We start from the raw sequence: 17,283 nt of genomic DNA, 5'->3' as shown, positions 1-17,283 counted from the left end.
ACAATTTCACTAATAAAAGTACCTGATTTGTAATGGAAAATTTAGGTGAATTAGCGAGTACACCAAGCTGTGCGCGTTAAGGCATAGAAACAGAGTTGTTAATAATTCAAATACCGACTTGATACAATGGAGAATAGGTGTGCGTTCAACAATTAATAAATATGCGATTAAGTGTCTTTCGACATTTTTCCCAACGAAAAAGCCAACGCTATTTCAAGGGCTGGGAGCAACGGCTAAGTTAACGGAATTAATGGTGGTCAATGGTCACAAAAGACCATTAATAATTGTTGATGGTTTTCTTAACGCCAATGGTGCGATAAAGGGTACCGTTGAAAGCTTCACGCAAGCGGGCTGCGAAGTGTCTGTGTTTGACGAAGTTGCGGCAAACCCAACCTTTAAAATTGTTGAAGATTGCCTGAGTTTAGCGATAGCCAATAAATGTGACAGCGTGTTGGTTGTCGGCGGTGGTTCGGCGATTGATACGGCTAAAGTGGTGAGCGCGGCGCTAACTAATGGCGCGGTGTCGAGCAAGCTGATTGGCATGCTAAAAGTCAAAAATCCTCCGTTACCACTTTATGCGGTGCCAAGTACATCAGGCACGGGCTCTGAGGTTACGGCGATCGCAGTTATCTCTGATACCAGCACCCATAAAAAACAGTTCTTTATTGACCCTAAATACGTGCCTGTGTCGGCTGCGTTAGACCCAGAGTTAATTGCGAGCTTACCGCCAGAAATGACCTCAACAACGGGTATGGATGCTTTAACACATGCCATTGAGGCTTATACATCAACCGTAAAATTTAGCGATGCGGAGCGCGATGCTGTTTCTGCGATTCGATTATTAGTGAAGTATTTACCCATTGCTTACCAAGACGGCAGCGACTTGCATGCCAGAGAAATGGTCGCACTAGGCTCATTCCTCGCGGGTTACGCCTTTAGTAAAACCGGTCTTGGCTATGTGCACGCTATCTCTCATCAAATAAGTGCGCATTACAATACCCCGCATGGCCTAGCCAATGCCGTGATATTGCCGAAAGTACTGCGTTACAATCAAAGTGTTTGCCAATCTCGCTTTGCTGAATTAGAAAGGGCTTTAGCAACACAGCCAAAGTCGTTAGATGAAAAAGTGCTTGCTGCAGATTTTATTAAGCGCATAGATCAACTATCAGAAGAAGTGCAAATTCCGGCAACACTGGAAGGCTTAAAAGATAGTGATTTTGATGCAATTGCGCGCGATGCGTTATCTGAGGCAAAAGAATCTTACGCTGTCCCTAAAGTGATGAAGGCGTCAAACGTGAAAACGATTCTACAAGCCATTGTGAATGGCGAGCGCAATGTTGTTTTTGCCTAGCGTTTAGCTCAATAGCGCAAGTAAAAGATAAGCCCGTGAATCAAAGTCGGTTGGTTCACGGGCTTTTTTATCTTACCTCTATTTATGCAGATTCGTTAAGCGCTAGTGGTAGCGAACGAAGGCGCTTTCCGGTGGCGGCATAAATTGCATTGCCAATCGCTGCTGCGATAGGAGGCACGCCTGGTTCACCTACACCTGTTGGCGGCTTGGTTGACGGCACAATATAAACGTTAATTTGTGGTGCTTGCGGGTAACGCATGATCGGATAATCATGAAAGTTTGTTTGCGTTATTTGGCCTTGCGCAATCTTGACTTGGCTGTTCAATGCGGCCGACATGCCGAAAATAATGCTGCCTTCCATTTGCGCTTTGATAACGTCGGGGTTGATCGCGACACCGCAATCAATAACGCAGGTAACCGAGTGAACAATAATCTTATCAGCTTCAACAGACACATCAGCAATTTGTGCCACTGCGGTTTTTAATGAACGATGCACAGCAACACCTAAGGCGCGCTTGCTATTGCCCATAGACTTGGCTTTAGTTGGCCAGTTAGCTTGTTTAGCAGCAATGCTAAGCACTTGCTTTAGACCCTCATCTTTTAGGTTTTTCAAGCGAAACTCGACAGGATCATGTGCGGCTTGGTAGGCGAGCTCATCAATAAAAGTTTCCTTAAAAAATCCACTAAGTGAGTGACCTACGCCGCGCCAGTAGCCTGTGCGAATGCCTGGATCGTAAGTCACATTGCGAATTTCACAATGCTCAGGCAAGTAGTCTTCAAATAAGCCCTCAACACTGGAGGTTTCATTCTTCCAGTTGTTGATCACATCGCCGCCGCGTTTTGCCAGCCATGCAGAAACGCCCGATGGCACAAATGCTGGCAGCACAGCAGGTAAGGCTTCTGGCAGCACATAGGGGAAAATATTAGGGCCGGCTCGTTGGCCACTGAGTACTTTTAAATAGCCATTATCATCAACTTTCGCTTGGTACTGAATAAGTGCTGGTGGTCGATAATAGTCATTGTGTAAGTCTTCAGTGCGCGACCAAATAAGTTGAATCGGCTTATTGGCTAGTCGGGCAATGTGAGCGGCTTCCAAAATATAATCTACGCCAACACGTCGACCAAAACCGCCGCCCATAAATTGGTTGTGCAAGGTAACTTTGTCGCGATCAAGGTCTAGCAGATCAGCGACACCGTTGCGGGCAAATTCTGGCGCTTGCGTACCTACCCAAATATCACACTGCTCATCATTGATATGAACAATACAGTTCATTGGCTCCATGGTCATATGGGCCAGATAGGGTGCGAAATAAGTCGCGCTATGATGATTTAGCGCTTGGTATTCATCATCGTTTAGGGCGTCAGCACCATCACCTCGTTTAAACGCTTTAACACCGGATTCTTGCGATAGTTTTTGCGTAAGGTGTTGCGGTAACTCATTGCTATTGAAATTCACTAAATCCCCTTGTGACCAATTGATATCGATCAGAGGGATCGCTTGTTGTACTTGCCAGTAGTGTTTAGCAACAATGGCGAGACCTGTAGGCACCGCGACAACATCGGTAACCCCCTCTAGCGCAAGCGCTTTGCTGGCATCAAAATCGACAAGTGTTGCATCTATATTTGGTCCATGGATAACGGTTGCACGATGTAAATTAGGCACATTTTCGCCCAAATCGATACCATAGTTTGCTTGCCCTGTGACTTTGGCTGTAATGTCGATTCGTTTGCTGTGTTTGCCAATATGCCTAAATTCACTAGCGGCTTTAAGCGGCGCATTGTCAACGGGAGTTAGCTGAGCTGCTGCTGGAATAAAATCACCCATTGGGTATTTGTTGTCTTGGAATACAACAAAACCATTGTTAAGGGTTAGCTCATTTCGCTGAATACTAGTTTTTGTATTGAGGTTTGTATTGAGGTCAGTACTGAGGCCAATAGAGAGCTGAGTGCTGGCAGCTTTTAGTATCGTTTCTCGCGCATTCGCGGCAGCTTGGCGAAGTGGCAGGTAGTGCTCGCGAATACTGCTGCTGCCCCAAGTGCCTTGCATGTTGTAACCAGTATTGGTGTAGGTTTTATCAACCGGAGCAAAATGCACGTTTATGCGCTCAGGGGCAATCGCCAGTTCTTCAGCGATGAGTGTGGTTAGCCCGTGGTAAATACCTTGGCCCATTTCATCTCGTGGCAATACAAAGTGCACTTCACCTGTGGCGAGAATTTGAATAAAGCCTTCATCTTGATAACTTACACTGCTTGTTTGCGTAAAGGCGTTGGGTTTCGCCGCACAACCTGAAACGGGAACAATTAAGCTGGCACCAGATGCGGCTGCAAGCTTAGTACTTAACTTGAGAAAGCCACGACGAGTAATACTCATTACATTGTCTCCCTAGTAGCTTTTGCTACTGCATCAGCTTCGTTAGGCAGTTCTCGCTTAGCGGGTTCATATATTTCGACGCCATTGGCAGTATTGCTAGATGAAGCACTAGTGTTTATCAGTGATTCTTTGAGTGAACCTTGCTGCAAAGATTGCTTGTTGTTGATCACTCGCTTAATTGCTTTCTCAATTCTTGGGTAAGTACCGCAGCGACAGATATTACCAGCCATCGCCGCTTGAATATCTTTGTCACTCGGGTTGGTATTCTTCTCTAATAGTGCCAACGCCGACATGATTTGCCCTGACTGGCAATAACCGCACTGTGGTACATTTTCATCGACCCAAGCCTGCTGCACCGGGTGCAATGTCTCGCCATCCGCAACACCTTCAATTGTCGTTATCCTTTGACCATTAGCTGCACTGACAGGGAGTACACATGTGCGAACAGGCTCACCATTTAAATGCATAGTACAAGCACCGCATAAGCCCATACCGCAGCCAAATTTGCTTCCTGTTAGGCCAATGACTTCGCGCACTACCCAAAGTAAAGGTGCGTTAGGATCAACATCTAGTGCTGTAGGTTTACCGTTAATTTCAAACTTGATCATCGTGTTTTTTAGCCGGTTCGAGGCAATTCGTTCGATTTTCTTCGATTATAGAGATATTTAATTCGTGCGTGTTATTCCTTTTTTTGTTTAGTGATAGCAAAGTTGGCTCAAAGTTTTCGCTTGCGGCTAGCGTATTGTCTTAATTTGGTTAATATAAGCGTTTTGCAATAACCTTGAGATGACAATGTTTACGGAATCATTTACGCCACATTTTAGTGATACCGACGCGCTTGGTCACATTAACAATACAAAAGTTCCCATTTGGTTTGAAGGCGCTAGAACTCCAGTTTTTAGGCTGTTTACGCCAACCTTAGATACTGCTAACTGGCCACTTATTTTGGCCAAAATTGATGTCTCCTTTGAAGCGCAAATGTATTATGGCGAGACCATGGAAGTGCGCACCGCAATTAGTCGAATTGGTGGCTCTTCGTTTGATGTTTACCAAGAGCTTTGGCAAAACGGCCAGCGAGTTGCCAGTGGTACTGCGGTCATGGTGCACTTTGATTTCAAACAGCAAAAATCAGCAGTTATTCCAGAAAATATTCGTCAGCTATTAACCGAACATTTAGTTGAGTCGTCACCAGACGCTAGCTAGCTCTGGGCTGGTATTACTGAGCACCTTTCGGGGACGAGATTTTTAGATCAAAGAAAGATCTTTTACTGTTGCATCGAGTCACACAGTGGTAGAATCGATCAGCTCAGATGATCAATTTTCTATCGTGCGCCTGTGAGCGAATAACGATGGTTTTATAGTCAGTACGTGTTGCTTACTGTCAGATATTGAATAGGAAATATACATGGCCAGTCGTGGTATTAATAAAGTAATTATTGTAGGTAATTTGGGCCAAGACCCAGAAGTTCGTTTTATGCCAAACGGCGGCGCTGTGGCTAACTTTACCGTTGCCACCAGTGAAACTTGGAAAGACAAGCAAACGGGTGAGCAAAAAGAGAAAACTGAGTGGCACCGTATTGTCATGTATCAGCGCCTTGCTGAAATTGCTGGCGAATACCTGAAAAAGGGTTCAAAGGTCTACTTAGAAGGTCGCCTGCAAACGCGCAAGTGGCAAAACCAGCAGGGCCAAGATCAATACACGACTGAAATTATCGTTAACGACATGCAAATGTTAGATTCTCGTGGCCAAGGTCAAGGTGGTTTCCAACAGCAAGGCGGCTACAACCAAGCACCTCAGCAGCAGGGCGGTTTTAAGCCAGCAGCGCAACAAGGTGGCTTTAATCAGGCACCTCAACAGCAGGGTGGCTTCAACCAAGCTCCTCAGCAGCAAGGTGGTTTCAATCAAGCGCCAGCTCAGCAGCCAAGCCAACCGCAAGGCGGCTTTAACCAAGCACCACAGCAGCCAAGCCAAGCACAAGGTGGTTTCAATCAAGCACCTGCTCAGCAGACAGGCCAAGCACAAGGTGGTTTTAACCAAGCACCTCAGCAGCCAGCACAACAGCCAGCAGCGCCTAAGGTAAATCCACAAGAACCAACTATCGACTTTGACGACGATATTCCGTTCTAGCAAATTCGAAATAACGAATTGCTTGTACAAGGTTCAAAAAAATGCCCGCACATCAAGCAGGCATTTTTATTTTTGAACCTTTTACAGTCTTACATTTGCGACTGTAAGTAATTACTTAATCCAATTTTATCAATTAAACCAAGTTGTTGCTCCAACCAGAAGGCGTGATCTGACTCGGTATCGTTAATAAGCGTTTGCAGCATGTCGCGGCTAACGTAGTCTTGCTTGCTTTCACAAAGTGTCATCACTTCTTTAAGTTTCACATCAACAGCGTATTCAACACGTAAGTCACTGGCGAGCATTTCTGGTACGTCTTTACCTATTTTCAGGCCTTCACGTTTGACCATATCTGGTGTGCCTTCTAGAAACAAAATGCGTTCGATAAGCAGCGAGGCGTGGCCTTTCTCATCATCGAATTCATGGTCTATGCGTTCGAATAACTTATGTAGGCCCCAGTCATGATACATTCTGGAGTGGATAAAATACTGATCCATTGCTGCAAGCTCATAGGCAAGCAGGGCATTTAAGCTGTCGATTATTGCTTTGTCACCTTTCATTGTTGTCTCCTAAAGCTGTGCTTGTAGGTATTTCTCAATACCCATATTTGCTATTTGATATTCTTGTGTTTCGATCCAATCGATATGTTCTTCTTCACCTTCGAGGATCTCGGTCAACATGTCACGGCTCACAAAATCTTGCTCGCTTTCACACAAGGCAATGGCCTCTTGCAATACGGTGCGTTGACTTAATTCAAACGTGTAGTCGCATTTGAGCATTTCCGTGGTCTCTTCGCCAATGGCTAGTTGGCCAAGTTGTTGTAAATTAGGTAGGCCCTCTAGAAAGAGGATACGTTCAATGAGTTTGTCAGCCTGCTTCATATCGAGAATCGATTTTTTGTAGCATTTTTCGTTAAGTTGGCTGAAACCCCAATTTTTGAAAATTCTAGCGTGCAGAAAATATTGATTGATCGACGTTAGCTCGGTTGTTAATACCTTGTTTAACATCGCGATAATGTCGGTTTGCGATTTCATGATATTGTCCGTAATGAGTAAAGGGCAATTTCAGTATAGTGGGGATATGGAGGAAAGCAAAAAATATAACAAAGTCAATAACTTGTTAAAAACAATGATTATCAATTAGGTTATTGATAGCAGCTTGTTTTAGTTAGCCAACATCCTTAAATAGGCTTTCATCAACGATGGTATTGTCGATAATTTGTTGGGTAAGTTTCACACAGGTTCCGCATTGTGAGGCAATATCAAGCTGCTGTTTAAGTTCGCGAATTGAACCTACACCTTGCTTGATAACCATTTGTTTGATTTGCTTATCTGTAATGCCTTTGCAGATACAAACGTACATCGGTGCCTCTTAAATGCTCTAGAATATAAAAACGCAAGTGATAATAATTATTATTTGGTTTGTGATCAAGCGGAAATTTTAGCGGAATATCTAAGCTATTAGCATTAAAGGATTTTTAATTTCTGAAGCTTTTAGCAGTTAGCTCAACTGGTATGAAAAACTGAGGCAACAAAAAAGCCTAGCTAACACTACGTTAGCTAGGCTTCTGTAGTGAAAACGGACAAACAAGTTAAATTACATTAATAGTAAATATCCTGTTTGTTGTGGACTTGAGGGTCTTCAACTAACTCCTCAAAATTAACTTCAAAACTGCTGTTGTTGTCGTTGTCAGCTATGTATACGGTACGTGTAGAGCTATCTATCCATGTTACGGTGCCACTTCCTTTTTTACTGCCGTACTTCATGCCTATATGAATATCGTTAAACTCCATTGTTCCTCCTAAAAAGACAAGTTGAGATATACCGCAGATGTTTAGATTAAACGTTCCGCTGATAGTTCCCAGATCACAATTTATGTTCAGTTTTGTATAAAAAACAAACAGGCGAATTACCAGTATAGAAGTAAATCTGTAGCTTGCTATTTTTTCGGAATGTTTTTTTTAAAAAAGTGCTTAAAAATTAGTGGTTAAGGTGAGAATAGTGCGCCAAGTGTGGTTGTTTTTTCAGCGCCAGTCACGGCAGGCATGTTACTAGGCAGCTGGTTGATATAAGCAAACGCAAGCCAAGCAAATGCCATTGCTTCGAGTTGGTCGCCGTCTATTTCTAGTTGCTCTATTGCAGCAACAGAAACGCTATCAACCTCTTTTGCTAACGCCTGTTGAAGTGTCGGATTTAAACGGCCACCGCCACAAAGCCAAACTGCGCAAGTTTGTGTTGAACCCGAGGTGAGTTTCTTTATTTGATCAGCGATAGTTCGCGCCGTCAAATTAAGTAGGGTTGCTTGTACGTCTTCTGGTTTGTGCGCTTGGTTGTCCAAATGCTTATTTAACCATGTGAGGTTATATATTTCGCGCCCCGTACTTTTCGGTGCGGGTTGTTTGAAGTACTCGTCACTTAGCAGGGTGTTTAGTAAATCTTGATTGCAAGTGCCTGAAGCTGCCCATGCGCCATTTTTATCAAAGTAACTACCTTGATGATGGATTTGGTACCAATCATCGAGTAAGCAATTGCCGGGGCCAGTATCATAGCCCTGAATAGCTTGGTCATTGCTCGGTAAGAAAGTTAGGTTGGCGATTCCGCCAATATTAACAATAACACTGTGATTATTTGCCGCAGGTGTGCCTGCTAAAAGAAATTGATGAAATGGAGGTACGAGCGGCGCGCCTTGGCCACCAAGTGCAATATCCTTTAAGCGAAATTGGCCAACAACCTCAATCCCAGTTAAACAGGCTAACGTTTGGCTACAGCCAATTTGCAAGGTAAATGGATTTGTTTCTACTTGGCTTGCCAGTGACGGACGGTGGCGAATGGTTTGGCCATGGTTTCCTATCGCGATAATTTGCTCAGCACTGACGTTCGCATTAATAAGCAATGTTTTTACCGCATTGCTAAATTGTTTAGCAAGCGCTTTGTCCAAGCGTCCCATTCGCTCTATTTCATTGTCGCTGCTGATATAAAGCGCAGTGATTTGCGACTGGGTTGTCTCGTCATAGGCTTGATAATGGCTAGCGACAAGTACGGGTTTACCGTGGCTGAAATCGACAAGGGCAACATCAATGCCGTCGGCGCTAGTGCCCGACATTAAACCAATGTAATAACGTGTCATTGTCAGCCAGTTAGCCGTTGTTGCTGTTGGTGCCTTGCATGGCTAATAACGCTTGTTTTGAGCCATTAAGCTCTTGAATGCGCTTTTGTGCAACGGCAGCAAATGCTTGTTTGTATTTTTTCGCGATCGGTTTTGCATCTGGCAGTTTAACCGTGCGTGGGTTACGGTGCGTACCGTTAACTAAGAATTCATAGTGCAAGTGTGGTGCTTGTGACATGCCGGTTGAGCCAACGTATCCAATGACTTCACCTTGCTTAACGCGCTGGCCTTTTTTCACAGCTCGTTTAGAGAAATGTAGGTATTTAGTGACGATACCGTCGCCATGTTGAATAAATACATAGTTGCCATTGTACTTGTTGTAAGTTGAATGGGTGACTTTACCATTGCCTGCCGCAACTACCGGTGTGCCTGTTGAAGCTCGGTAATCTACACCATTGTGCGCTTTCCAGCGTTTTTGGATCGGGTGGAAGCGGCGAGGCTTAAAGTTAGAGCTGATATAGCGGAAATTAACGGGCGCTCGCAAAAATGCTTTGCGCATACTTTTGCCTTCCGGCGTGTAGTATTCGTCGTCAGTGAAGCGAATGGCCTTAAATTCTTCGTTTTGGTTAACAAACTCTGCCGCCAGAATTTTACCAGGTCCTATATATTCACCGTCAACGTAGCGGTTTTCATAGACAACGTGAAAGCTGTCACCTTTGCGAATATCTAGCGCAAAATCGATATCCCAACCAAAAATATTGGCGAGCGAAATAATTTGGTTATCATCCAAGCCTGCGCTGATACCTGCATTCCAAAAACTTGAATTAATGATGCCATGGGCAAAGGTTTCACGTACTTCAACTGCTTTTTCTTCAGTACGAGTTTGGTAGCTATCGTCAATACGCTCAACGTACAAGGTTTTGATTTTCGACAGCGGATAAGCCAATGACACTAACTCACCTTGCTCGTTTTTACCTAAGCGTAGCGTATCACCAACGTTAATTTTCTTGAGCTGTTTGGCGGCTTTATCAATTTCATAAGTGGTGCGAGCACTTAGGCCAGCACGTTTAAAAATCTTGGCCAGTGAATCACCTTTTTTAACCCTTGCTGTCTGCCATTTTAATGCTGGCGTTTTAGGCTCCGGTGCTTCAATTGCTTGCTTAACAGTGGGTTGCGGTAAATTGTTAGCAAGTGTTTCAGTGGGTGAGTTTTGGGTGTTTTTTGAACTCTTTTCAGGGCTCTGCTGATGTTTTTCTTGAGTAATGCCTTGTGTTTTTTCACTTGCTGCGACTTTTTCGACACCTTGCGCGGTAACTTGGTAACGTTTGCCAACTTCCAATGCAGGTGTTTGTTTGCTGGCGGTTGCTTTCTCTGATGGCAACAGCAACGACAGTACAAGTAGCGAGGACACTACGCTGATCACTACCTTGTGCTGTTTAGGCAGTGATAAATATAAATTTTTTATATTTTTCAATTGGCTACTACTCAAGTGATCAACTAAGGACAAAAACAATTGTGCCACTATAACAAAAAAATACAGCTTAAACAGTAACAGGGTTTTATCCAGTCCCTAATTTACAGTAGAATCGGCGACCTATTGATGAATAATATTGACCGATGTGGAGCGAGTTACATGACTGATGTCAGCCAAGCGTTTGCTGAAATTAAACGTGGTGCCGAAGAAATTTTGCTAGAAGATGAGCTGTTAGAAAAGCTTAAGCAAGGTAAACCATTAAAAATTAAAGCAGGCTTTGATCCAACGGCTCCAGATTTGCACCTAGGTCATACGGTTCTGATCAACAAATTACGTCAGTTCCAGCAGTTAGGTCACGAAGTCATTTTCCTTATTGGTGATTTCACTGGCATGATCGGCGATCCAACGGGTAAAAATGTTACCCGTAAGCCGTTAACGCAAGAAGATGTGCTAGCCAATGCTGAAACTTACAAAGAGCAAGTTTTTAAGATTCTAGACCCTGCAAAAACACGTGTGGAATTTAACTCAACGTGGATGGAAAAGTTAGGTGCTGCGGGCATGCTAAAACTGGCTTCACGCCAAACCGTCGCACGTATGATGGAGCGCGACGACTTTAAAAAGCGCTATGCAGGCGGCCAAGCAATTGCCATTCACGAATTTATGTACCCGCTAGTTCAAGGCTGGGATTCTGTAGCACTTGAAGCTGATGTTGAGCTTGGTGGTACCGATCAAAAGTTCAACTTATTGATGGGGCGTGAACTACAAAAAGTGGAAGGCCAACGCCCGCAAACAGTATTGATGATGCCATTGCTTGAAGGCTTAGACGGCGTTCAGAAGATGTCTAAGTCGTTAGGTAACTACATTGGTATTACCGACACGCCAACGGAAATGTTCGGCAAGATCATGTCAATTTCTGATGATTTGATGTGGCGCTACTACGACTTACTAAGCTTTAAGCCGATTGAAGAAATCGAAGCATTCAAACAGCAAATCGCAGATGGCGCGAACCCGCGTGACGTAAAAATTGAATTAGCGAAAGAAATTATCGCACGTTTCCACGATCAAGCGGCGGCAGATGCAGCTCACCAAGAGTTCATTAACCGTTTCCAAAAAGGTGCGATGCCAGACGAAATGCCAGAGCTAACCGTTGCCACCACAGACGGTGTAATCGCCATCGCCAACTTACTCAAAGAAGCGGGTTTAGTGGCAAGTACCTCGGAAGCGATGCGTATGATTAAGCAAGGCGCTGCAAAAATTGATGGCGAGAAAGTTGCCGACAATAAAGTGCAAATTGAAAGCGGTACCACTGCTGTTTACCAAGTAGGTAAACGCAAGTTTGCACGTGTGACTACTGCCTAATATACCAGCCTTACTGATATTCAAAAAAACCAGCAAGTTTGCTGGTTTTTTTTATGCTTGTATTTTCTTGGTCACTCGGTAGGCTAACTGACAAGAATCGTTAAATAATATACATTAATCTATGCGAATCAGCTCGCTTAAACGCTTTTTTCAATTCACTAAGTTTGCTTGCCGCTTGCACTGCCTTAGCGCTTTTTTACTGTTATCCGCTTGCAGTTCACAACCTAAAGTTGCCATTGTGAAATATCAGCCTATTTTTGATTTTAGCCAAGTGCAAAGCTATGGCTTGTACCAGCGTAATGACGAATTTAACGACTGGCAGCTAATCAGTGATAGTCTGCGCAATGGTATTGAGTTGGCAATAGAGCAAGCGATGGATAGCCAAGGTTTCGCGTTCAAGGAAAGTAGTGAAGCAGACGTGATCGTAACCTACTATGTTGTGCGTCGCAGCGCCCGCAGTTTTAAAACCTACAACCGTGGTGTTAACTATTGTTCATATTGTTTAACTAATAGTAAAACGGGTACGCGGGCCGAGCGACTAGATATCAAAGCGGGAAGTTTAGTGATTGATGTAATTCAACCCAAGCACAGACGCTCGATTTGGCGAACGAACTACCCACTTGGCCTGAACGAGAAAGACACCAGTATTGAAGTGAATGCAAAAATTAGTTTTGCGGTCGCGGCAATGCTCAAGCAATTTAGCCAAACTCAACAATGGATTGCCTCGCATGCCACTTAGATCTTCTGGTGATCGTATGGGACAAAACACCTTACAACAGGCAATTTTTAGATGGTTAATTATTGCTTGTGTGGTGCTAGCCTTGCTGACTAGCGTGTTATTGGCGTTAGGCTACATGCTCAAAGAAAATGAACGTAAAACCAGAGCATTGATAGAAGCATCTCAACATGATCAACAATCCACACGCCCGCGCGCCCAGCAGGTAGTGACAGCACAACCACATGCTGAGTCTATAACGCCTTTAATTGAATTGACTAATGAGGTTTCGCCTACCACTGAGCTTTTGCCTTTATCTGAACAGTCGCAACTAACGCTGGCCACTCAAGGTGGTGAGGAGAGCGCAGAAAGCGAGGTTGAAGCAAAGGTGAAAGCACAGCTATTAAAAGATCTAGCGCGCTTGCGCCAGTTAGAACAAGCGAAACAGACCATATTGAATAATTTAGTTTGCCAAGATGTTAGTCAATGCCGTTTTGTTGATACAAGCTCTATCGAGCTCGGTTGCGTTGTCGCCGTTAATACCATAGGTAAAAGTATGTTAAGTAAAGCGCAATTTGTGCAAACGTTCAGCCAAAATGACAGTGAATGTGAAGAACGAATTAGCGAGCTTTCACTGACTTGCCATCACAATATGTGTTCCATTGAATAGAACGCTTACGACCCCGACTAAACACATCTTTGGACTCACTAAGCCACTACCGCTAAGCTATTTTCAATAAACAATTGTCACCAAGTGATGCTCGCATCTTCTTTTGGCTTGGGTATAATGCCGAACATCTTCCGATAACAGTGTAATTACTATGTCTTTCCCCAATGATGAAACGGGTAATGTCCTGCAGGAAATGCAGCAAGCAGGCATTGAGTTAAATGAAATGCATGATGTTGTGTTTTTTCAATTATTTGAGCAAAAAGCGCAAGCGGAGCAGTTGGTTGCTCACCTACAAGCAGTAGCGCCAGATATGGTAGTAAAGCTTCATCCTGATGAAACGCCGAATGTTTGGGACGTTGACTGCACGGTGCGTATGGTACCAAGTTATGAAGGGATCGTCGCCCAAGAAGCCGAATTTGAGCAACTTGCGGCCAAGTTCAATGGTTACAACGACGGCTGGGGCATTGAAGCCTAGCTGTTTTTCGTTAATACGTCGTGTGTGACTAGTAGTACTCACGACGTTTATGCCAAATCCTATCGCTAATCAGCTATCGTTATCTTTGTCACGAATATGGAAGGCAGGCAAAGATACTCGCCAATAAATAGCCGCTAGGCGCAATAAGAGTGTTGTGAGAATCGCGGCAATGAGCGTCAAAGTGTGATCTTGCCCATACCAAGAGAGCAGGGCAAACAGGCTACTTCCTAACATGGCAGCAGTTGCGTATATCTCTTGTCGTAAAATTAATGGAATAACATTGCACAAGACATCACGGATCATACCGCCCGCTACCCCGGTAATTGTGCCTAAAACAACTGCCGCAGGAATTGGTGCCCCCAGCGATAAAGCTTTTTCTGTGCCAACCACAGCAAATAGCGCCAAGCCAAAGGCGTCGGCTATTAATAAAAATCGTGTCGGTATACGTTTGGGGCGGCGAATAAATAAAATGGTTAACAGCGCCGTTAAGCAGATCACCCATAGGTAGTAACTGTTGGCCAGCCAAAACACGGGCGCATCAAGAATGATGTCGCGAATGGTGCCTCCGCCTATCGCTGTCACGGCAGCAAGCACAATGACGCCGAATGGGTCGAGTTTAAAGCGTCCTGCCATCAGTGCGCCGGAAAGGGCAAAAACAACCGTACCAAATATATCTAGCCAGAATAACAACTCGGTCATTTAACCCAATTACTCCAAAGTTTTCAGCGGTAAACCGTTAGCTTGCCACGCAATAATGTCGCCAGTTAAATGCCAAATATTGGTATAACCTTGTTTGCGAAGTAATTGCTCAGCAACTGCCGCCCGTCTACCTGAACGGCAATATACAATAATGTTTGCTGCCTTATCACTTGGTAGTAAAGCGAGACTATTGGCCAGTTCCGTATGGCTAATATTGATTGCCGATTGAATATGGCCAGTTTTAAATTCTTCTGCGGTGCGCACATCTAGCAGCGTATAGCCACTGGTGAGTGGTGCATTGACTAGGCTCAATACGTGCTCCTGTGACACGCTTGGCCGCTCAGATGCCCAGACAAAACTGGTAACGGTAACGAGCAGCAATTGCAGGCTAGCTGCTAACTTATTCATTTGAACTCCTAGTAACTGATAAAAAGAGAACTTGTTAGTTTGTTATGCTTAGGCTGTGATACTTACTTTTTAAAACCTAAGTCTTAATACCTAACTCTTGATGCCAAAGTTATAACGCTCAAGTTTTATGTATAAAGGTATGCTACATACCTTTATTCAGCTTAATTATAGCGATGTTACGATCACGCACAGTATATGGCGTGTAGGCAATATCAAATCAGCTAAGGCTTTGGCTCGCTGCCCAAGCAAACACATAATAACTAACGACTAAGATAACCAGTAGGGTATTGATACGGCCAATAAATTGGTAGGCCTGACTAATCGTATTGATGTCTGGCGCGCGGCCTTTAGGATTAAACTCGATGCGTCTTAACTTTTTACCTTCATACATAGCCACACCCGCTAACTTGGTATTTAGTGCAATGGCAAAAAACTGCAGTAAAGCATCATTATTTAATTGGAATATTTTCGGTAAGGTTAATCGCCACAATAGCGTTGATTGTTGGCCGAGTGATAACAACAAGCCGGCGAGCAGGAAAAGTCGACTCGGTAACCAAGTAATCAACTGTGAAAGCGCATTTACAAAGCCGCCAAAGTGCATCATGTTGCTGCGTTTAGGGTTCCAAGCGTAATGCATCTCCAACAGTAAGCGATAACTGATAGCCGCCAGTGCGCCGCCCACAAGATAAATCGCAATGACGCTGATCGTAAGTTGCATGTGTTTGATAATCAGCGCTTCAATGGTTGCTTTGGACAACCCCATGGCAGAGAGCTGGCTGGTGTCTCGCAGCACAAGCCGTTTAAGGGTTTGTTTGGCCTTATAATTATCGCCAGCGCGCAGTGCTTTAGAAATCGTTTTCGCGCTGGGTACAAGCGTTAACGAACCAAGCGCAAAATACAGCAATAGCCCCTGCCAGAGCTCTGGAATCGCAACGAAATCGGCAAATAACCATAGGATTACCCACAATGGGGTGAAGGTAACGATAACTGCGACAAAGCCTGAAATGCTTTGCTGACTTTGACCGTTTTCAGCTTTGTTGACTTTGTTAGCCAGTTGCAAACAAAAGAACTGAAAAAATTGCCAGGGGTTATGTGCTGCAATGGTTTGCAGCACACGCTTAACCAGTAATACCGCCAACAGTAAAACAATACTTTCAAATTGTGATGGTATTGCGGCTAACCAGTCCATTAGTTAAGAGTCACGCCCTCTAGTGAGTTGATCATATTGATCACTAACTCAGATGAGTTAACAGACGCGGTTTCCAAGTAGGCTTCAAACGACGTTGGAGATTCTTTGCCTGCGATATCAGACATTGAGCGAATAACCACAAATGGCACATTAAATTTGTGACAAGTTTGTGCAATCGCGGCACCTTCCATTTCAACTGCTGCCATGGTTGGGAAATTGGCACGTGCTTTAGCGATATCTTCATCGGCAGTCATAAAGGTATCACCCGTTGTGATCAAGCCAACTAGCGTATCAATACCGTCTAGTTTTTCAATACCAGCTTTTGCTGCTTCAACCAATGCAGGGTGCGGAATAAAAGCGGCTGGGTTGGCTGGCAATTGACCAATTTCGTAACCAAAAACGATAAGATTAACATCGTGGTAGCGTACTTCAGAGCTAACAACAATATCACCCACTTTAAGTGATTGTTCAAAACCACCCGCAGAGCCCGTATTGACTACATAATCAGGCGAAAACTTGTCGATCAATAAAACGGTAGCTAGTGCTGCGGCAACTTTACCAATACCTGATTGAACAATAACTACATCGTGCCCATTTAGCTGGCCTTCGTGAAACTCGAAGCCGCCGTGTTGGGTTGTCGTTGGGTTAGTTAAGGCTGCTTTTAAAATGGCAACCTCTGGCTCCATTGCGCCAATAATACCTGCTTTCATCGGAAATCTCGGTTAAAAATAGTTAGCGCGATTATACGCCATTACACATTAACAGCCACTGGAAACTGTGCCAATACGTGGCTGCGCACCTGTTTTAGGGTTGAAATAATAAGCGTAGCAGGCGTCAGCTAATCGATAGCCTTGTGGCCAAACCAACATCAAACCGTTGCTATTGGCTGGGCTTGGTGTGAAATCTAAGCTGGGCGCGGTGTTTTGGTTACCAACACCACACAAATCATTAATGGTGCACTCTGCAGTGGGGTTGGTAAAAGTAATGTTTTGACCAACATTAAGTAAGAATTGCCATGCGTTAGCCCAGTGACCACTAGCATAACCTTGCTCGATCGCAACGTTGCTACCGTTCACTGTAATATTACCGTCTTCTATATTGTCAACGCGTGCTTTGGCTGCAACCAATGACGAACTTGAAGCGATAGCTCCGGCTACCCCTTCGATAATCGCTTCGCGGCTGTCAGAGGCAAGATCAATAAAACGCGGCGCAGCAACGGCGGCTAAAATGCCAAGAATAACGATAACAACAACTAGTTCGATAAGGGTAAAACCCTGATGGCGTGATTTCATAATTACAACTTTTTAACAACAATAAGTGGGCGCAAGATTATCAAGTTTG

Annotated in this window: 20 protein-coding genes; 7 read left to right on the top strand and 13 right to left on the bottom strand. The window is 44.2% G+C overall.

The window, feature by feature from the left end:
* Window positions 1–139 precede the first annotated feature (139 nt).
* Window positions 140–1,351 (top strand): iron-containing alcohol dehydrogenase, encoded by a 1,212-nt coding sequence (locus DXX94_RS08830; RefSeq protein ID WP_116015275.1) that lies wholly within the window; start codon window positions 140–142, stop codon window positions 1,349–1,351.
* 82 nt (window positions 1,352–1,433) lie between these two features.
* On the opposite strand, the gene DXX94_RS08825 is transcribed toward DXX94_RS08830, so the two are convergent.
* Window positions 1,434–3,722, bottom strand: a complete 2,289-nt coding sequence (locus DXX94_RS08825; protein ID WP_116015274.1) for a xanthine dehydrogenase family protein molybdopterin-binding subunit — start codon at window positions 3,720–3,722, stop codon at window positions 1,434–1,436.
* Window positions 3,722–4,330 carry a (2Fe-2S)-binding protein gene (locus tag DXX94_RS08820; protein ID WP_116015268.1) on the bottom strand — a complete coding sequence of 203 codons (609 nt, stop codon included), beginning with the start codon at window positions 4,328–4,330 and terminating at the stop codon, window positions 3,722–3,724. The genes DXX94_RS08825 and DXX94_RS08820 overlap by 1 nt, the downstream gene beginning before the upstream one ends.
* Window positions 4,331–4,514: 184 nt before the next feature.
* On the opposite strand from DXX94_RS08820, the gene DXX94_RS08815 reads away from it, so the two are divergent.
* Together DXX94_RS08815 and ssb are read left to right on the top strand one after the other, a co-directional pair.
* Window positions 4,515–4,925, top strand: a complete 411-nt coding sequence (locus tag DXX94_RS08815) for an acyl-CoA thioesterase (RefSeq protein ID WP_116018409.1) — start codon at window positions 4,515–4,517, stop codon at window positions 4,923–4,925.
* A 202-nt stretch (window positions 4,926–5,127) separates the two neighbouring features.
* On the top strand, window positions 5,128–5,850 hold the full coding sequence (gene ssb / locus DXX94_RS08810; protein WP_116015267.1) for a single-stranded DNA-binding protein: 723 nt from the start codon (window positions 5,128–5,130) through the stop codon (window positions 5,848–5,850).
* Between the two features lie 89 nt (window positions 5,851–5,939).
* Here ssb and bfr (DXX94_RS08805) read toward each other — a convergent pair whose 3' ends face one another.
* The 6 genes from bfr (DXX94_RS08805) to DXX94_RS08780 form a co-directional block, all read right to left on the bottom strand.
* A complete protein-coding gene (bfr, locus tag DXX94_RS08805) occupies window positions 5,940–6,407 on the bottom strand; it encodes a bacterioferritin (RefSeq protein WP_116015265.1) in 468 nt (155 codons plus the stop codon).
* 9 nt (window positions 6,408–6,416) lie between these two features.
* Window positions 6,417–6,881: a bacterioferritin gene (gene bfr / locus DXX94_RS08800; protein ID WP_116015263.1), complete on the bottom strand. Its 465-nt coding sequence runs from the start codon at window positions 6,879–6,881 to the stop codon at window positions 6,417–6,419.
* A 133-nt stretch (window positions 6,882–7,014) separates the two neighbouring features.
* Entirely contained in the window at window positions 7,015–7,209 is a 195-nt protein-coding gene (locus DXX94_RS08795; RefSeq protein WP_116015262.1) for a (2Fe-2S)-binding protein, read from the bottom strand.
* 239 nt (window positions 7,210–7,448) lie between these two features.
* Window positions 7,449–7,640 carry a hypothetical protein gene (locus DXX94_RS08790; RefSeq protein WP_116015260.1) on the bottom strand — a complete coding sequence of 64 codons (192 nt, stop codon included), beginning with the start codon at window positions 7,638–7,640 and terminating at the stop codon, window positions 7,449–7,451.
* 194 nt (window positions 7,641–7,834) lie between these two features.
* Window positions 7,835–8,974 carry an anhydro-N-acetylmuramic acid kinase gene (locus tag DXX94_RS08785; RefSeq protein WP_116015258.1) on the bottom strand — a complete coding sequence of 380 codons (1,140 nt, stop codon included), beginning with the start codon at window positions 8,972–8,974 and terminating at the stop codon, window positions 7,835–7,837.
* Between the two features lie 10 nt (window positions 8,975–8,984).
* Window positions 8,985–10,418 carry a peptidoglycan DD-metalloendopeptidase family protein gene (locus DXX94_RS08780; RefSeq protein WP_441351113.1) on the bottom strand — a complete coding sequence of 478 codons (1,434 nt, stop codon included), beginning with the start codon at window positions 10,416–10,418 and terminating at the stop codon, window positions 8,985–8,987.
* A 168-nt stretch (window positions 10,419–10,586) separates the two neighbouring features.
* Here DXX94_RS08780 and tyrS point away from each other — a divergent pair, with 168 nt between their 5' ends.
* The 4 genes from tyrS to DXX94_RS08760 all read left to right on the top strand — a co-directional run bounded on the left by tyrS (window position 10,587) and on the right by DXX94_RS08760 (window position 13,646).
* Entirely contained in the window at window positions 10,587–11,786 is a 1,200-nt protein-coding gene (gene tyrS / locus DXX94_RS08775) for a tyrosine--tRNA ligase (RefSeq protein WP_116015257.1), read from the top strand.
* Window positions 11,787–12,024: 238 nt separating this feature from the next.
* Window positions 12,025–12,525 carry a DUF4136 domain-containing protein gene (locus tag DXX94_RS08770; protein WP_181901520.1) on the top strand — a complete coding sequence of 167 codons (501 nt, stop codon included), beginning with the start codon at window positions 12,025–12,027 and terminating at the stop codon, window positions 12,523–12,525.
* Window positions 12,515–13,171 carry a hypothetical protein gene (locus DXX94_RS08765; RefSeq protein ID WP_116015254.1) on the top strand — a complete coding sequence of 219 codons (657 nt, stop codon included), beginning with the start codon at window positions 12,515–12,517 and terminating at the stop codon, window positions 13,169–13,171. Before DXX94_RS08770 ends, DXX94_RS08765 begins: the two co-directional genes overlap by 11 nt.
* Before the next feature lie 151 nt (window positions 13,172–13,322).
* Window positions 13,323–13,646 (top strand): ribonuclease E inhibitor RraB, encoded by a 324-nt coding sequence (locus DXX94_RS08760; RefSeq protein WP_116015252.1) that lies wholly within the window; start codon window positions 13,323–13,325, stop codon window positions 13,644–13,646.
* A gap of 69 nt (window positions 13,647–13,715) precedes the next feature.
* Here the strand turns inward: DXX94_RS08760 and DXX94_RS08755 are convergent, their stop codons facing one another.
* The 5 genes from DXX94_RS08755 to DXX94_RS19660 all read right to left on the bottom strand — a co-directional run bounded on the left by DXX94_RS08755 (window position 13,716) and on the right by DXX94_RS19660 (window position 17,234).
* Window positions 13,716–14,345 carry a trimeric intracellular cation channel family protein gene (locus tag DXX94_RS08755; RefSeq protein ID WP_116015251.1) on the bottom strand — a complete coding sequence of 210 codons (630 nt, stop codon included), beginning with the start codon at window positions 14,343–14,345 and terminating at the stop codon, window positions 13,716–13,718.
* A gap of 9 nt (window positions 14,346–14,354) precedes the next feature.
* The gene (locus DXX94_RS08750) at window positions 14,355–14,753 is read right to left on the bottom strand and encodes a rhodanese-like domain-containing protein (RefSeq protein WP_116015249.1); all 399 of its coding nucleotides are present in this window, start codon (window positions 14,751–14,753) and stop codon (window positions 14,355–14,357) included.
* 217 nt (window positions 14,754–14,970) lie between these two features.
* Entirely contained in the window at window positions 14,971–15,942 is a 972-nt protein-coding gene (locus DXX94_RS08745) for a cobalamin biosynthesis protein CobD/CbiB (RefSeq protein ID WP_116015248.1), read from the bottom strand.
* A complete protein-coding gene (mtnN, locus tag DXX94_RS08740; RefSeq protein ID WP_116015246.1) occupies window positions 15,942–16,652 on the bottom strand; it encodes a 5'-methylthioadenosine/S-adenosylhomocysteine nucleosidase in 711 nt (236 codons plus the stop codon). The genes DXX94_RS08745 and mtnN overlap by 1 nt, the downstream gene beginning before the upstream one ends.
* A gap of 48 nt (window positions 16,653–16,700) precedes the next feature.
* Window positions 16,701–17,234 carry a type II secretion system protein gene (locus tag DXX94_RS19660; RefSeq protein ID WP_116015245.1) on the bottom strand — a complete coding sequence of 178 codons (534 nt, stop codon included), beginning with the start codon at window positions 17,232–17,234 and terminating at the stop codon, window positions 16,701–16,703.
* Between the last annotated feature and the right edge of the window lie 49 nt (window positions 17,235–17,283).

The sequence above is a fragment of the Thalassotalea euphylliae genome, from assembly GCF_003390375.1.
In the GTDB taxonomy this organism is placed as follows: domain Bacteria; phylum Pseudomonadota; class Gammaproteobacteria; order Enterobacterales; family Alteromonadaceae; genus Thalassotalea_F; species Thalassotalea_F euphylliae_A.
The sequence above is the reverse complement of the archived record's forward strand: the minus strand, read 5'-3'. Positions and strand labels throughout refer to the sequence as shown.

Excerpts from the sequence above, each read along its gene's own strand:
- DXX94_RS08825 (WP_116015274.1), bottom strand. The coding sequence starts at position 3,722 with ATGAGTATTACTCGTCGTGGCTTTCTCAAGTTAAGTACTAAGCTTGCA.
- DXX94_RS08820 (WP_116015268.1), bottom strand. The coding sequence starts at position 4,330 with ATGATCAAGTTTGAAATTAACGGTAAACCTACAGCACTAGATGTTGAT.
- DXX94_RS08815 (WP_116018409.1), top strand. The coding sequence starts at position 4,515 with ATGTTTACGGAATCATTTACGCCACATTTTAGTGATACCGACGCGCTT.
- ssb (WP_116015267.1), top strand. The coding sequence starts at position 5,128 with ATGGCCAGTCGTGGTATTAATAAAGTAATTATTGTAGGTAATTTGGGC.
- bfr (WP_116015265.1), bottom strand. The coding sequence starts at position 6,407 with ATGAAAGGTGACAAAGCAATAATCGACAGCTTAAATGCCCTGCTTGCC.
- bfr (WP_116015263.1), bottom strand. The coding sequence starts at position 6,881 with ATGAAATCGCAAACCGACATTATCGCGATGTTAAACAAGGTATTAACA.
- DXX94_RS08795 (WP_116015262.1), bottom strand. The coding sequence starts at position 7,209 with ATGTACGTTTGTATCTGCAAAGGCATTACAGATAAGCAAATCAAACAA.
- DXX94_RS08790 (WP_116015260.1), bottom strand. The coding sequence starts at position 7,640 with ATGGAGTTTAACGATATTCATATAGGCATGAAGTACGGCAGTAAAAAA.
- DXX94_RS08785 (WP_116015258.1), bottom strand. The coding sequence starts at position 8,974 with ATGACACGTTATTACATTGGTTTAATGTCGGGCACTAGCGCCGACGGC.
- tyrS (WP_116015257.1), top strand. The coding sequence starts at position 10,587 with ATGACTGATGTCAGCCAAGCGTTTGCTGAAATTAAACGTGGTGCCGAA.
- DXX94_RS08765 (WP_116015254.1), top strand. The coding sequence starts at position 12,515 with ATGCCACTTAGATCTTCTGGTGATCGTATGGGACAAAACACCTTACAA.
- DXX94_RS08760 (WP_116015252.1), top strand. The coding sequence starts at position 13,323 with ATGTCTTTCCCCAATGATGAAACGGGTAATGTCCTGCAGGAAATGCAG.
- DXX94_RS08755 (WP_116015251.1), bottom strand. The coding sequence starts at position 14,345 with ATGACCGAGTTGTTATTCTGGCTAGATATATTTGGTACGGTTGTTTTT.
- DXX94_RS08750 (WP_116015249.1), bottom strand. The coding sequence starts at position 14,753 with ATGAATAAGTTAGCAGCTAGCCTGCAATTGCTGCTCGTTACCGTTACC.
- DXX94_RS08745 (WP_116015248.1), bottom strand. The coding sequence starts at position 15,942 with ATGGACTGGTTAGCCGCAATACCATCACAATTTGAAAGTATTGTTTTA.
- mtnN (WP_116015246.1), bottom strand. The coding sequence starts at position 16,652 with ATGAAAGCAGGTATTATTGGCGCAATGGAGCCAGAGGTTGCCATTTTA.
- DXX94_RS19660 (WP_116015245.1), bottom strand. The coding sequence starts at position 17,234 with ATGAAATCACGCCATCAGGGTTTTACCCTTATCGAACTAGTTGTTGTT.